Origin of the sequence: Sphingobacterium olei (assembly GCF_005048855.1) — a bacterium.
GTDB classification, from domain to species: domain Bacteria; phylum Bacteroidota; class Bacteroidia; order Sphingobacteriales; family Sphingobacteriaceae; genus Sphingobacterium; species Sphingobacterium olei.
Map to the genome: position 1 here is coordinate 120,407 of NZ_SUME01000008.1, position 14,191 is coordinate 134,597.

Here is a 14,191-nt window from a genome sequence, read left to right on the forward strand (position 1 = left end):
GTTTAGTTATTTATACTTTTTGAATAAACTGTTTAATTTCAATTGTATTACACCCCAAAAAGCTTCCCTGAATATCTTTGTACTCATTTTAGAAACACCCAAGGTACGATCAGTAAAGATGATAGGAATTTCTAAAACATTAAATCCGTATTGTACGGCTTTAAATTTCATCTCAATCTGAAAGGCATATCCTACAAAACGAATTTCTTCCAATTTTATTTTCTCCAATACTTTTCTGTTGAAACAAACAAAACCTGCTGTAGCATCCTGAATGTTTACCCGCGTAACCATACGTACATATACTGAAGCAAAATATGACATCAAAACACGGCTCATAGGCCAATTCACTACATTAACTCCTTTAATATAGCGAGATCCTATCACCATATCAGCACCATCAAGAGCCGCTTGTCGCAGTCGGATTAAATCCTCAGGATTATGACTGAAATCCGCATCCATTTCAAAAACATAGGTATAATCTCGGTTAAGAGACCATTTGAACCCATGGATGTACGCAGTACCTAGACCTAATTTTCCTTTCCGTTCTTCAATAAACAATCTACCCACATAATCCGATTTCATGAGTTTTTTCACCACTTCAGCCGTTCCATCTGGAGAACCGTCGTCAACGACTAGGATATGAAAATTAACGGTTAATGAAAAAACTTTACGAATGATATTTTCGATATTATCAATTTCATTGTATGTTGGAATAATTACTACGCTATCCGTCACTATTTAAATATTAAGTTGCAAACTTAGACAAACTTGATTTGATATGCAAGTTAGCTAAACTTCATAACCATGTCGACTAAAAAACTTCATTATTTTACACCATGCATCAACTTCTTTATCAAGGGATGCAATGCCATAATAATTAGACCGGCTGCACTTGGCACAATAGTAAATATTAAAAAGAACATCGACAATGAATATTCTTTTGTGATATTTTCAATTTGTCCGCCTAAAATAGCAGCAAATTTGTTGCCTATCGCGACAGCTAAATACCACATACCAAACATAAAACCAATCATTCGCGCAGGGACTAATTTACTAACGTAAGACAGTCCTACGGGCGATAAACATAGCTCACCTAATGTATGAAACAAATATGCTAAAACTAACCAGATAAAACTTACGCGAACCCCTTCTGCAATGCCATGTGTCCCGATAAATAAACATCCAAAACCCAAAGCCATAATAATCAAACCGAGTCCATACTTTACCGAGGCGGGTGGATTGTATTTCGAATCCCAAACTTTCGAGACAAGCGAAGCTAATGCAATGATAAAAAACGAATTAAGTGTACTAAAAAAAGACACTGTAATCTCCGAGGTTTCTGCAGTCAACTCACGTTCTAACATCCAAATAGCTATCCCCCAAATTCCCAAGAAACACACTGCTAAAACTACATTAGACCATAATGCTTTCTTAAACGTCCCCTTTCCAAGTAGGACCAATACATACGTAATAATGATCAACGGCACTACAGTTAGTAGCGAGTTAATAACATTGAATATAATTTTTGTATTACCTATTAATTCGCGATCTACGTTATCACGGGCAAATAGTACTAAGGAAGACGCTCCTTGTTCAAATGCCATCCAGAAAAAAACAACGAAAAGCGCAAAGATAATAACAGCGATCAAGCGGTCCCTAACTATTTTAGTGTAATTTGTCAAACGTTTTATGACGACAATAAAAAATAGGGCCAGTGCTAATAATCCCACAACATTTTGACCGGAAAGCGAGCCCATGCTTAAGGTAGAAAAAAGATTAATGTGAGCAATTTGACTAAGCGGATCGTTAAAGGCGTAGCCTAAACCCAACGTCGTTACCATAATAATCAAGATCATGTCAAAAGTCGTAAAAGGATTAGGCTTCTCCCCAGACTCATATCGTGCGGCCTTATTCTCCTCACCTTCTACTCCTCTTTTTGGAACATCTCCCACATTGCCAAACAGCGGTTTTGCTAGCCAAAATTGTAGCGTACCCAAAAGCATAAAAACGCCTGCTAATCCAAATCCCCAATGCCAGCCGATCTTTTCTGCCAGATATCCACAAAGCATCATTCCGAAAAAAGCGCCAGCATTTACACCCATATAAAATATTGTATAAGCACCATCTTTTTTCTGAGGAAATTTCTTATACATCTCCGATAAAATGGATGTCATATTGGGTTTAAAAAAACCCGTACCAATCACTAAAGCCGCTAAGCCCAAATATAAAAATAATGGGGTATCAAAAGCCATAAAGGCATGACCTATCGTCATAATAATAGATCCGATTACTACAGCCCATCTATACCCGATGAATTTATCCGCTACAATACCTCCAAATATAGGTGTAATGTACAATAGCATAGCGTACGTACCATACAATGCTGCTGCACTTTCAGCGGACCAACCCCAGCCTGGATTCGATCCTAATACCGCCGCCGTTAAAAATTGTATGAGAAGCACACGCATTCCGTAAAACGAAAAGCGTTCCCACATCTCGGTAAAAAACAAGACGAAAAGTCCAGACGGATGACCGAGTACCATAGTATTGTCTATTCCTTCCTTCGCTAATTCCGCAGCAAAGGATTTTTCCGTTACGCTATTCATATATCGTTATAAGTACTAGTTGTGAAATATTTTTTTAACGCCACAAAGAAACAAAAACTCCACATTTTATTCAAAGAATAACAAGAATGTCTTTAGAAGCATTTATCAATTTACTAATATCGTGTTGTTTTCGATCATCTAGTCCCAAATAAAAAAGAGATTGTATTCTATGAAACAATCTCTTTTTTATTGAAATTAACTTAGGTTAATTAATACCGTGCATCATTTTCTTCAACGCGGGACTAAAAAGCAATAACAGTAGCGCCGCACTGATAGGTAAAGCTGCTATGATCACAAAGAATGTAGACATAGAATACATTTCAGTAATCTTATCAATCAATCCTCCGCTCCATCCAGCCAATTTATTAGCAATAGCTGAAGCTAAAAACCAAAAACCAAAAATAAGTCCTATAAATTTTTTAGGGGAAAGCTTGCTCATATAAGATAAGCCCACAGGCGAAACACATAATTCACCGGTCGTATGGAAAAAATAAGCTAATATTAGCCAGACCATACTCACAGAAGCTGTAGCGGCCCCCTGAGGAATACTCATACTGCCATATGACAACGCTAAAAACCCTACTCCCACTAAAATAAGTCCTAATGCAAACTTTACCGGACCAGACGGATTCCAAATTTTTTCCCAAAATTTACTGAATGACGAAGCTAATGTCACGATAAAGAAGGCATTTAAAATCTGAAACCAAGCAACTGTTACCTCGGTTTCGATAGCAGTAAATTCTCTATGAATTTTCCAAAATCCCAAAATTGCTATAGAAATGAACGAAACCGTCGTAAAAATGATAGTTATAGGATACTGTTTAATAATTTTTGACGCCAACTTCGTAAGCACATAAGTTACAATTAAGATAGGGAAAAGTGTCAATATCGCATCTACCCACTTAAAAGTAATCGCTGAACTTCCTTCTAATACTCTTTGTGTATAGTTTTTAGCAAAAATCGTCATAGATCCACCAGCCTGTTCAAAGGCCAAAAAGAAAAATATACTCGCTACTATCAAAACACTGACAACAATCAACCGGTCTCTCACGACATTAGCAGGTAGTTCTTCTACTTTTTCTTCACCTATATTTGTCTTTTCATAAGCCATTTTTTCAGATTCTGTTTTCGGTTTATCACCTATCACTCCAAATATTTTTTGCCCGAAATAGAATTGAAGCATACCAAAAAACATAAATACGCCTGCAAGTCCAAAACCATAATGCCATCCAATTTTTTCACCAATATAACCACAGAGCAGTGAACCTAAAAATGCACCAGCATTAATACCCATATAGAAAATAGTATACCCCGCATCTTTTTTTGAACTATTATCTGGATACAACTGTCCCACCATTGAAGAAATATTTGGTTTAAACAAACCGTTACCTAAAATCATAAGACCTAAACCTGCATAAAAGAAATATTGACTAAAACCTTCTAATGCCATAGAAGCATGCCCCAAGGTCATGGTTAATGCTCCCAGCAATATGGCTTTTTTGTATCCTGTAAGTCTATCCGCTAACATTCCTCCTAATAACGGCGTCGCGTAAACCAACCCCGTATACCAACCGTAAAGCTCCATTGCTTCCGCATTAGTCCATTCCCACCCATGATCTGCAATTTCGGTAATCAAAAAAGTCACTAATAAAGCCCGCATTCCATAGTAGCTAAAACGCTCCCACATTTCGGTAAAAAATAAGACAAAAAGACTTGCGGGATGCCCCATTACCATTTTGTCATCAATCCCCTGTTTTGCTAGATGCTTAACTAAGGATTCATCATTTTGTTGCTCAACCATATACCTATTTGTTTATTATAATTTATCTGTTAATCTATTGGCTCATTTATTTTTTCAAGGCAAAGAAAAGACTATTTTGGTTAAAAAAACAATTATCTTAAAATATTTACATTATCAAAGTCCACTTTTACGCTTTTTGTCTGGTTTCTGTGGGTCAATGTACCTATCCTCATCTCCTCTTTCCACATTGTTAACCTCAATATCCATCTGCAATTTTAATTTACCTTCTTTAGTAACCTCATATGCATCGTATGATAAATCTGGCCCATAATACTTAAAATTTCCTTTGAGGCCGGGATCAGCGGGTATCAGGTTATCAAATTCAATTCTGTTATATGTCCTATTATATTTTAGATACATAGTGGCTTGCCGCGTATAAGAAAATATTCGTCTAGCTATTTTTGGATTTTCTAAAAAGATTGGTGCTCCTAGCTCCACGTGATTGCCGCCTTTTAACGTTAATATTTCTATAACTTTTTTAGTATATTCGGCATGATGCCCCTTCCATCCCAATAATACGTATTGGTTTTTACCAAGTGGAACAATATCATAATACTGTGCTCCATACCATTCTGCACTACTTAAAACAGCACTATCTACAGCGTTGATTTCAAACGTTTTATCAAATAAGGGTGTCAAGCTAATTTGGCCGTTTGCTGTTTTATGTTGAATAGTCCCATAATAAAGATAGGAACCATCTTGTAATGGGATATTCCAAGAGAATATCCTGAAGTTATTGTCGGGAGACGACAAAATCGCAATCATATTCAATTGCTCAAAAGAATAATAATAAGAGTTTGGTTCTTTTAAAGCGGACACTAAGGTCTTCACAAATTTGAAATTGTTATCAAGCCGCTCGGGTTCTGCGGAGTTTTTAAACATTTTAGTACCCAACTTCACCAAACTATCTTGCCATACTTTCATCTTTTGGGTATTTTGTCCAAAAGATGAAAGTATATTACAAGTTAGAAAAATGCAAAGTAAGCTTTTTCTGATCATACTTTATTGAAAACGTTCTAATAAAGCTTTTGTTGCTTTAATACCTTCGATTTCACTCAAAGTACCACCTTCATATTCGATGCCTACAAAACCTTTATAGCCCGCATCTTTCACAATTCTCATCATTTTTGCATAATCAATATTGACTTCATTGCCGTTTTTATCAAAATCATGTGCTTTTGCACTTACCCCCTTTGCGTAGGGCATTAGATCAGTCACACCTTGATAACGATCATATTCGTAGAAATTACCAAAATCAGGTAGACTACCGCAGTATTTATTGTTAACAGATTTCAACACATCAGCTAGCCAGTCACCATGAGAAGATATGCCACCATGATTCTCAACAATAACATTGATCTTTGCTTTTTTGCTATAATTAGATAACGTAGAAAGGCTTTCAACAGCCCGCTTTGCCACTTCTTCACGACTCCCGCTACCTGCTGCATTTACCCGGATAGATGTGCATCCCAAAAAACTTGCAGCATCAACCCATTTATAGTGATTTTCTACAGCTTGCGCTCTTTTTTGAGCATCTGCATGACCTAGATCCCCTTCTCCATCTACCATAATCAGTACATTTTTCACCCCGTTATCTTTTGCTCTGTTATTCAAGTCTTTCAGATATGTCATATCTTTTGCTTTATCCTTAAAGAAAGAGTTGACGTATTCCACGCCGTAAATACCAAAATTCTTAGCTGTAAATTCTGGAAAATCAATATTTTTCAAATCACCTTTGTGAAGCGTACGGTGTAAGGACCACTCAGCCAACGAAATGTCAAACCATTTCTTTTTTGCCGCAAAACCTTCTAATGGTGGCATTAATACTACACCCGCTGTCGCCAACCCTAGGTTTTTAATAAAATTTCTTCTTGAATTCATTATTTTATAGATTTATATATTAAATATTTGCCCATCCTGAAGTCAGTACATCCACAAGATGCATTGTTTTCATGGGAATTTTATGTTTATCAATATATGCTTGGAGCTGTAGCAAGCAGGACGAATCCGTAGAAATGATATATTCAGCATGTACAGCTTGTGCATTTTTCACTTTCTGCTCTGCCATCGCTGCAGAAATCCCCTCGAACTTTACAGCAAACGTTCCTCCAAAACCACAGCAGGTTTCTTGATCTCGCATTTCTACTAATTCAAGTCCTCCGACGTGTGAAAGCAACACTCTAGGTTCTTCCTTTATCTTGCATTCCCGTAAACCAGAACAAGAATCATGATAGACTGCTGTCCCCACTAATTCAGCACCAAAATATTCCTTTTTTAATACATTTACCAAAAAATCAGATATTTCATGGATATTTCTTTGCACACTCCTGCACTTATTATGTTCGATCGAATTGGTAAATAGATCGTTATAGCCGTGTTTCACCATGCCTGTGCAGGAGGCAGAAGGTGATACAATATAGTTATTTTCGGTAAAATTATTCAAGAAATTAGCCCCCACAGTCTTAGCCTCATCCCAAAAGCCAGCATTATAAGCCGGCTGCCCACAGCACGTTTGTTCACTATTGTAGATGACTTCGCAACCGGCCTTTTGCAATAACTTCACGGTATTAAAAGCTGTATCAGGATACAATTGATCAATGAAGCATGGGATAAATAACTCTACTTTTTTATGCATAAGACACTAATTCTTCAATAATGTGTTAAACTTTAATACTCTCCACATTAAAACGAATCCTATTAAAAAAAAGATGGAAAGAAATAATGCTGAATTGCGAATATTGTGTGTTAGTTGTTCAATGATACCAAAAGTAAACAATCCAAACACAATCGCCAACTTCTCCGTGACGTCGTAGAAACTAAAAAATGCCGTTGTATCTTCCATATCTTGTGGCAAGAGTTTAGAATATGTCGACCTTGATAGAGCCTGAATCCCGCCCATCATTAATCCTACCATAAAAGCAATACCGTAAAATTGGAATTCATTATTCAAAAAATAAGCGGAAATACATATAAAAATCCACATCAGAACGACCACCAGTAATACCTTAATGTTTCCGTAGCGCTTAGCGAAGCTCGACATTAGATAAGCTCCAGCAATCGCCACTAACTGAATCAATATAATTGTTGCTATTAACTTCGTAGCTCCAAGATTCAAAACCTTTTCACCAAAAGCTGCCGCTACAATCATAATCGTCTGTACTCCCATAGCATTAAAGAAATAAGCCGGTAAAAAGCGGCGAATAGGTTCTATTTGTTTTATCTCGGATAATACCTGATTAAACTCATTTTTCACCTTGTCAAAAAATACGACTTGCGTATCACCCAGTAATGGTTTCGATTCGGGTAGATGGCCAAACGGTATCTGTGCAAATACCATCCACCACAATCCTACAAGAAAAAATGAAAATCTCGCCGGGAAAGAAGCATCTATAATTCCAAACCATTCCGGCTTAAAAACAAATACAAAACAGATTAATTGAAGGGTTACGCAGCCTACATACCCGTATGCGAATCCTTGCGCACTTACTCTGTCCTGTTGATCAACAGTAGCGATCAGTGGAAGATATGAATTATTGAAGGCTACACCACCGATATAACCCATTGCGGCAACCGCAAAAAACACAATACTCAATTCCAACGTCTCAAGTTTGAAAAAAAACAGTCCCATACAGGCTAAAGCACCTATATAAGTAAACAGCTTCATAAAAAACTTTTTCTTACCACCTAAGTCTGCGTAAGCTGACAAAAAAGGCAGCGCCAGTGCCATAATTAAGTAAGCGATTGCCAATGCATAATTGGAAAGGACTGTGTTTATTACCTCAAAACCAAAAAAACTTACAATATCTCCTTTTTCTCTTGTCGTCGTAATAGCCGTATAATAGACCGGAAATATCGTAGAAGTGATGACAAGATTATAGGCCGAATTTGCCCAATCGTACATTGCCCAGGAACGTACAAGTTTTTTATCGTTTTTTTTAAAAACCAACATTTTTTTTATTGATTGACGAAGATACCATTTGTTTTAAAATATTAATAGTTTTGACGAATGAACGTCATTATTCGCACCATCTCTTTACGTACAGGAGTGGCACTTCCTATAAAATTATTATTCAAAAAAGAGAATGCATACCTCCTACCCGTGCGCGTCACTAGATAGCCCGATTGACAATATACAGCGTGAATAGTTCCTGTTTTGGCCCAAACAAAGGGCACACCCTGATCCAATGCATAAGCCGTTTTTAAAGTTCCATCAATACCACCGGCAGGAAAGTAATTAAATAATTGGTTGTAATCCGGAAAAATCTCCTTCACGGACAATAATAGTTCAACCATACTTCTCGGAGTTACCTTATTATATGTCGATAAGCCACTTCCATCACGCAACTGTATAGAATCCGTAAATAATTTATAAAACTTGTCTTGCATTTCGACACGCAAGGAATCCGTTTGGAATTCTCTATATTTTATCTTTGCAGCTACCATAGTAAGGTGTTCCGCCAAAAAATTATCACTAGGAAGCATCATTTCGCGTAAAACCACATTTCTGGGCACGGAATAAAGTGTTTTTGTATCCGATGGTTTGCTATAGTTACTTAATAGTCTGACATTAACAGACAATGTGTCCGACAATAAATCGACGAAAAGACTGTCTGACCAATGAAACGGTTTACTTGAACGATAGGATGCACTCGGATTTACATTCGTTAGCTCAAAGGCATTGGAATGGAAATCACGAATTATATTAAAATGTCGGGCGTATTTCTCCCTAATGGTTAGTTTGTGATTAAATAGTTTCGGAGAAGCGATAATATCTTTCCCTAAAGCTTTAAAGCGAACTAAATTACCATATATAGGAAATACAGCTATTTCGGGTTGATAATCATAAGCGTAATCTTCGATAGACCACCCTTCTCTATAAAATGGTTCAGCCGTTTGCTGGGGTACGTAAAATAATTTTTTATTCGAAAATTTCAAAAAATTATACACCCGATGCGAATCGAGAATAGGATGCAGAAATGTGGGATCGCCCGTACCCCAAAATAATAAAGAGTCTCCTTTTTCAATATACTCGATTCCGGGAATAGAATCTCCAATAATTTTTAAAGAGGCAAATAATGTAAAAACCTTTGTATTTGATGCGGGGGTAAAATGCTTATCTTCGTTATTACCATAGACAAATCTGTTACTGTCCAAATCATATAAGCTGAACCCATAATAGTGTTTATTCAGAACTGACGAACCCTTAAATAGTTCATGCAACGCATCAAAATTTTGTGCCTGTACGGTCGATAAAAGAAATAGAACACCTATTAAACATGACGACACATTCTTCAAGAAATTAATCATGAATCCAAAATAACATTTTTTTGGATAATTTTTGGATAATTGTGGTGTAACAATTAAAATTATTAAAAAATATATTGAAATCTACCAGAGAATTCCATAAAAAAAGCACTACCTTTTCAGATAATGCTTTTTCAAAATTTTATATATCGTCAATTATTCGGCGTGCAACCACGCTTTTTTAGCTAATAACTCTTCCTCAGATTCTACGACATCCTCGTCTTCTACACAACAATCTACCGGACAAACAGCGGCACATTGCGGTTCATCATGAAAACCAACACACTCTGTACATTTATCGGAAACTATATAATATACCTCATCAGAAATTGCAGCTTGCCCTTCATTTGCATCTAGCGTCACACCATCACCAAAATCAATAATACCATCTAAAGCTGTACCCTCTGAAAACTTCCAAGACACGCCTGCATCATATATCGCATTATTCGGGCATTCTGGTTCACATGCTCCACAATTAATACACTCGTCTGTAATTTTTATCGCCATTTATAACCTCACAATTATAATAAATAAACTAATTTTGCATTTCAAAGGTAGCACCTTCATTGTATACTATCAACAAAATGTATACAAAGTTAGTAGGTTATCTACTTATTTGACAATACAAAGATAAATCAAATATTTATCAGAACAATTCTAAATAAAATATTTTGACAAAGGAACTACGTATTCAAGCATTGCACAAACTAGGAACATGGATGCTCGATTTAGATGAAACCTCCCTTCATACTATTCAAAGGGCGTATTTTAAAAATCCCTGGTATACAGAAAAGTATATTTTAAAGCAATTTCAGTCTCTTGGCCAGCAGTTGACAGAGGAGAAGCTTAACAAATGGTTGGCGGACTATCCCGATATCGACTCTTCTAAAGTAGTAGGCCTTGTCTTGGCAGGTAATCTTCCTTTAGTAGGCTTTCATGATATTCTAGCTGTACTCATTTCCGGATTTGTAGCACAAATCAAAGTTTCATCAGATGACGCCGGATTGACGTACATGGTACTTGACAGGTTGGCTCAAGTAGAACCGCTATTTGCCTATAAAATAAATTTAGTTGACAAGTTAGCCAATTACGATCTTATTATAGCCACTGGATCAAACAATTCGGCGCGTTATTTCGAATATTATTTTTCCAGTAAACCCCATATAATTCGTAAAAACAGAAATTCCGTCGCTATTCTTACAGGTGAAGAAAATGAAGAAGATCTAAAAAAATTGGGTTATGACATCTTTGATTATTTTGGTTTAGGCTGCAGATCTGTTTCTAAGATATTTATTCCTTCAGGGTATCCTGTTTCGACATTCTTTGAAGCGATTGAGCATTTCAACCAATCAAAAGAACATTTTAAGTATAATAACAATTATGATTATAACAAATCAATTTATCTTATAAATAGCGAAAAACACTTTGACAACGGTTTTTTATTATTAAAAGAAGATAAAAACATTGCATCCCCTTTAGCTGTCGTATTCTATGAGGAATACGATAACATCAAAGATGTAGTTAACACCATCAATAATTGTAGAGAACGCATTCAGTGCATAGTAACGGAAGGTTCTTTTGAGCTCGAAGTTCCAGTCTTTCCTTTAGGATCAAGTCAGTGCCCTGCCCTAGACGACTACGCTGATGGTGTGAATACATTGGACTTTCTGTTCGCTAACCAATAAATCTGAATTTATAGCGTTAGTTTCATAGTGAATCCATAAAAAATTCTAACTTTGCTATTATGTATTTAATTAAGGTAAAAGGCGTTGCTAAAATTCCAGATTATGTGCAATTACGCGATGATTCGTTTACATTATTAGCATATTTTAGAGTAGATAGACCCGACAAATCGTTAGAAAAAATAGGTCTTGGAGACAAACTGTCATATATTATGGCAATCGTTAGGGATTTACCGTTTGGTCAAATAAAGAAAATCGAATTATAAAACATGGCAGAAAACACTGTAATAAGACTCAAAAATGTCGACATATACCAGCAAAAACATCTCGTTTTATCACATGTCAACCTAGATATTGCAAAGGGAGAATTTATTTATTTGATTGGACAATCGGGCACCGGAAAAAGTAGCTTATTGAAAATCATCTATGGTGATCTGTATATTGCGAATGGTGAAGGAATGATCGCTGGATTTGATTTAAAAAAACTCCATGAAAATGAAGTACCATTTCTTCGCAGAAAACTAGGCATTGTTTTTCAAGATTTCCATTTACTAAATGACAGAACAGTTGAAAAAAATCTAGAATTTGCACTTAAAGCAACGGGTTGGACGGAAAAAGGAATGATTCAAAACAGAATGCTGGATGTATTGGAAAAGGTAGGTCTACGTTCTAAATTGAAAAAGATGCCACACGAACTTTCAGGAGGTGAACAGCAGCGCGTAGTGATCGCTCGTGCATTATTGAACAATCCTGAAATTATACTTGCAGATGAGCCTACTGGGAATCTAGATCCCTCCACTTCTGAAGAAATCGTTTTATTACTTCGTGATATTGCCGCTTCTGGAACATCTGTATTAATGGCTACACATGATTATCAAATTATTCGAAATCTTCCAGCTCGGATCATTAAAACTTCAGACGGCGCATTACATGACAATGTAAGCATCTAATCAACTGACATAAAATCTTAAATCCGACATTTTGCAAGTACATTGACACCGTGTACTGACAGGGTGTCGTATATTTTATAATGGCAAAATTATTGAGAAATCTCAAGAAGCTTTTTAAGTATATTAAAAATAGGGCGATGATGAACGAACAACAAGAAAATACTCACGAAGAGAATTTAGCGCAGGAAGATACACCGCAAACAGAGCAAGAAACAGTATCAAAAGAAGAAAGACTCACACAGGAATTATCAGAATCAAACGACAGATATGCTCGTTTATTTGCAGAGTTTGACAATTACAAGAAACGTACTTCTAAAGAACGTATCGATCTTATTCAATCTGCTGGTCAGGGTGTGATTACTAAACTACTCCCAATAATAGATGACTTTGATCGAGCACTTCATGCCATGTCTACCGCTCAAGATATTGACTCCGTAAAGCAAGGAATCGAGTTAGTAAATTCAAAATTCAGAAAATTACTTGAAAACGAAGGCCTAAAAGAAATGGAAGTTTTGGGTCATCCTTTTGATGCAGAATACCAAGAAGCTATTACAGCTATCCCGGCGCCGGACGAAGATCAAAAAAACAAAGTATTAGATGTTGTGGAAAAAGGCTACTTTTTAAATGACAAAGTAATCCGTTTTGCAAAAGTGGTGATTGGACAATAACCTTAATATAACATGTCAAAAAGAGATTATTACGATATATTAGGTGTATCACGCACAGCTGAAGCTGCTGAAATTAAATCTGCTTATCGCAAGCTAGCGATTAAATTTCATCCGGATAAAAACCCTGGAGATAAAGAAGCTGAGGAAAACTTTAAAGAAGCAGCTGAAGCTTACGAAATATTGAGTAACCCAGAGAAGCGCTCACGTTACGATCAATTTGGTCATTCTGGTAACTCTGCTTCTGGATTTGGTGGAGGAGGGATGAATATGGATGATATTTTCAGTCAATTTGGAGATATCTTCGGTGGTGGAAATCCTTTCGAAAGTTTTTTCGGCGGAGGCGGTTCCAGAGGAGGAAGACGTGTTCAGAAAGGCACTAACCTACGTATTAAAGTAAAACTTACACTGGAGGAAATCGCCAACGGTATAGAGAAAAAAGTAAAGGTAAATAAACAAATCCACTGTCAGACCTGTGACGGTAGTGGTGCTAAAGATAAATCTTCATTCCATACCTGTACTACCTGTGGAGGTGCTGGATCGGTAAGGCGCGTTACCAACACGATATTAGGACAAATGCAAACAACCAGCACCTGTCCTACTTGTAACGGTGAAGGTGTTGAAGTGACGGCAAAATGTACTTCTTGTAAAGGAGAAGGACTCATTCGGGGCGAAGAAACCATTACATTTAATATCCCTGCAGGTGTAAGCGAAGGCATGCAGCTATCTATGAGTGGAAAAGGGAATGCAGCTCCACGCGGAGGTGTACCTGGTGATTTGATCATCTTGGTGGAGGAGGTGCAGCACGAAACATTAAAACGCGATGGTATCAACGTCATTTATGACTTATACATCAATTTTGCAGATGCTGCATTAGGTACCAGTGTGGAGATTCCGACGATAGATGGCAAAGCTAAAATCAAAATCGAACCTGGCACTCAGGGAGGAAAAATCTTACGTCTTAAAGGAAAAGGCATCCCTGAAGTAAATTCATACCACAAAGGAGATCAATTGGTGTACGTTAATATTTGGACACCAAAAGCTGTTTCTTCCGAAGAACGTGAAGTTCTAGAAAAATTAAAAAGTTCTGCCAACTTCAAACCTCAACCTGGAAAAAGCGAAAAATCATTCTTTGAAAGAATCAAAGAATATTTCGAATAATTATTTAAATTTTGTTTTAGAG

Annotated in this window: 14 protein-coding genes; 5 read left to right on the top strand and 9 right to left on the bottom strand. The window is 36.6% G+C overall.

What is annotated here, in order from left to right; genetic code table 11:
• Nucleotides 1–6 precede the first annotated feature (6 nt).
• From FAZ15_RS18040 to FAZ15_RS18080, 9 genes are all read right to left on the bottom strand, one after another.
• The gene (locus FAZ15_RS18040; RefSeq protein ID WP_136902714.1) at nucleotides 7–735 is read right to left on the bottom strand and encodes a polyprenol monophosphomannose synthase; all 729 of its coding nucleotides are present in this window, start codon (nucleotides 733–735) and stop codon (nucleotides 7–9) included.
• 89 nt (nucleotides 736–824) lie between these two features.
• Nucleotides 825–2,606, bottom strand: a complete 1,782-nt coding sequence (locus tag FAZ15_RS18045; protein ID WP_136902715.1) for a peptide MFS transporter — start codon at nucleotides 2,604–2,606, stop codon at nucleotides 825–827.
• Nucleotides 2,607–2,811: 205 nt separating this feature from the next.
• A complete protein-coding gene (locus FAZ15_RS18050; protein WP_136902716.1) occupies nucleotides 2,812–4,407 on the bottom strand; it encodes a peptide MFS transporter in 1,596 nt (531 codons plus the stop codon).
• Nucleotides 4,408–4,521: 114 nt separating this feature from the next.
• Nucleotides 4,522–5,331 (bottom strand): hypothetical protein, encoded by an 810-nt coding sequence (locus FAZ15_RS18055; RefSeq protein ID WP_136902717.1) that lies wholly within the window; start codon nucleotides 5,329–5,331, stop codon nucleotides 4,522–4,524.
• A 78-nt stretch (nucleotides 5,332–5,409) separates the two neighbouring features.
• A complete protein-coding gene (locus FAZ15_RS18060) occupies nucleotides 5,410–6,288 on the bottom strand; it encodes a sugar phosphate isomerase/epimerase family protein (protein WP_136902718.1) in 879 nt (292 codons plus the stop codon).
• A 19-nt stretch (nucleotides 6,289–6,307) separates the two neighbouring features.
• Nucleotides 6,308–7,042 (bottom strand): (Fe-S)-binding protein, encoded by a 735-nt coding sequence (locus FAZ15_RS18065; RefSeq protein WP_136902719.1) that lies wholly within the window; start codon nucleotides 7,040–7,042, stop codon nucleotides 6,308–6,310.
• 6 nt (nucleotides 7,043–7,048) lie between these two features.
• Complete coding sequence (locus FAZ15_RS18070; RefSeq protein WP_136902720.1) at nucleotides 7,049–8,356, bottom strand: MFS transporter; 1,308 nt, start codon at nucleotides 8,354–8,356, stop codon at nucleotides 7,049–7,051.
• Between the two features lie 41 nt (nucleotides 8,357–8,397).
• The gene (locus FAZ15_RS18075; protein ID WP_136902721.1) at nucleotides 8,398–9,714 is read right to left on the bottom strand and encodes a D-alanyl-D-alanine carboxypeptidase; all 1,317 of its coding nucleotides are present in this window, start codon (nucleotides 9,712–9,714) and stop codon (nucleotides 8,398–8,400) included.
• 153 nt (nucleotides 9,715–9,867) lie between these two features.
• Nucleotides 9,868–10,218: a 4Fe-4S dicluster domain-containing protein gene (locus FAZ15_RS18080; RefSeq protein WP_136902722.1), complete on the bottom strand. Its 351-nt coding sequence runs from the start codon at nucleotides 10,216–10,218 to the stop codon at nucleotides 9,868–9,870.
• Between the two features lie 164 nt (nucleotides 10,219–10,382).
• On the opposite strand from FAZ15_RS18080, the gene FAZ15_RS18085 reads away from it, so the two are divergent.
• From FAZ15_RS18085 to dnaJ, 5 genes are all read left to right on the top strand, one after another.
• Nucleotides 10,383–11,396, top strand: a complete 1,014-nt coding sequence (locus FAZ15_RS18085; RefSeq protein ID WP_136902723.1) for an acyl-CoA reductase — start codon at nucleotides 10,383–10,385, stop codon at nucleotides 11,394–11,396.
• A gap of 59 nt (nucleotides 11,397–11,455) precedes the next feature.
• Nucleotides 11,456–11,659 carry a fructose-6-phosphate aldolase gene (locus tag FAZ15_RS18090; RefSeq protein ID WP_136902724.1) on the top strand — a complete coding sequence of 68 codons (204 nt, stop codon included), beginning with the start codon at nucleotides 11,456–11,458 and terminating at the stop codon, nucleotides 11,657–11,659.
• 3 nt (nucleotides 11,660–11,662) lie between these two features.
• Nucleotides 11,663–12,343, top strand: coding sequence for a cell division ATP-binding protein FtsE (locus FAZ15_RS18095; protein WP_136902725.1), 681 nt, complete (start codon nucleotides 11,663–11,665; stop codon nucleotides 12,341–12,343).
• An 80-nt stretch (nucleotides 12,344–12,423) separates the two neighbouring features.
• The gene (locus FAZ15_RS18100; protein WP_238387306.1) at nucleotides 12,424–13,011 is read left to right on the top strand and encodes a nucleotide exchange factor GrpE; all 588 of its coding nucleotides are present in this window, start codon (nucleotides 12,424–12,426) and stop codon (nucleotides 13,009–13,011) included.
• Nucleotides 13,012–13,023: 12 nt separating this feature from the next.
• Entirely contained in the window at nucleotides 13,024–14,169 is a 1,146-nt protein-coding gene (dnaJ, locus tag FAZ15_RS18105) for a molecular chaperone DnaJ (RefSeq protein ID WP_136902726.1), read from the top strand.
• The last annotated feature ends 22 nt before the right edge of the window (nucleotides 14,170–14,191 follow it).

Bases quoted from the DNA above. Each gene is read 5' to 3' on its own strand.
- FAZ15_RS18045 (WP_136902715.1), bottom strand. From the start codon at position 2,606: ATGAATAGCGTAACGGAAAAATCCTTTGCTGCGGAATTAGCGAAGGAA.
- FAZ15_RS18050 (WP_136902716.1), bottom strand. From the start codon at position 4,407: ATGGTTGAGCAACAAAATGATGAATCCTTAGTTAAGCATCTAGCAAAA.
- FAZ15_RS18055 (WP_136902717.1), bottom strand. From the start codon at position 5,331: ATGAAAGTATGGCAAGATAGTTTGGTGAAGTTGGGTACTAAAATGTTT.
- FAZ15_RS18060 (WP_136902718.1), bottom strand. From the start codon at position 6,288: ATGAATTCAAGAAGAAATTTTATTAAAAACCTAGGGTTGGCGACAGCG.
- FAZ15_RS18065 (WP_136902719.1), bottom strand. From the start codon at position 7,042: ATGCATAAAAAAGTAGAGTTATTTATCCCATGCTTCATTGATCAATTG.
- FAZ15_RS18070 (WP_136902720.1), bottom strand. From the start codon at position 8,356: ATGTTGGTTTTTAAAAAAAACGATAAAAAACTTGTACGTTCCTGGGCA.
- FAZ15_RS18075 (WP_136902721.1), bottom strand. From the start codon at position 9,714: ATGATTAATTTCTTGAAGAATGTGTCGTCATGTTTAATAGGTGTTCTA.
- FAZ15_RS18080 (WP_136902722.1), bottom strand. From the start codon at position 10,218: ATGGCGATAAAAATTACAGACGAGTGTATTAATTGTGGAGCATGTGAA.
- FAZ15_RS18090 (WP_136902724.1), top strand. From the start codon at position 11,456: ATGTATTTAATTAAGGTAAAAGGCGTTGCTAAAATTCCAGATTATGTG.
- FAZ15_RS18095 (WP_136902725.1), top strand. From the start codon at position 11,663: ATGGCAGAAAACACTGTAATAAGACTCAAAAATGTCGACATATACCAG.
- FAZ15_RS18100 (WP_238387306.1), top strand. From the start codon at position 12,424: ATGGCAAAATTATTGAGAAATCTCAAGAAGCTTTTTAAGTATATTAAA.
- dnaJ (WP_136902726.1), top strand. From the start codon at position 13,024: ATGTCAAAAAGAGATTATTACGATATATTAGGTGTATCACGCACAGCT.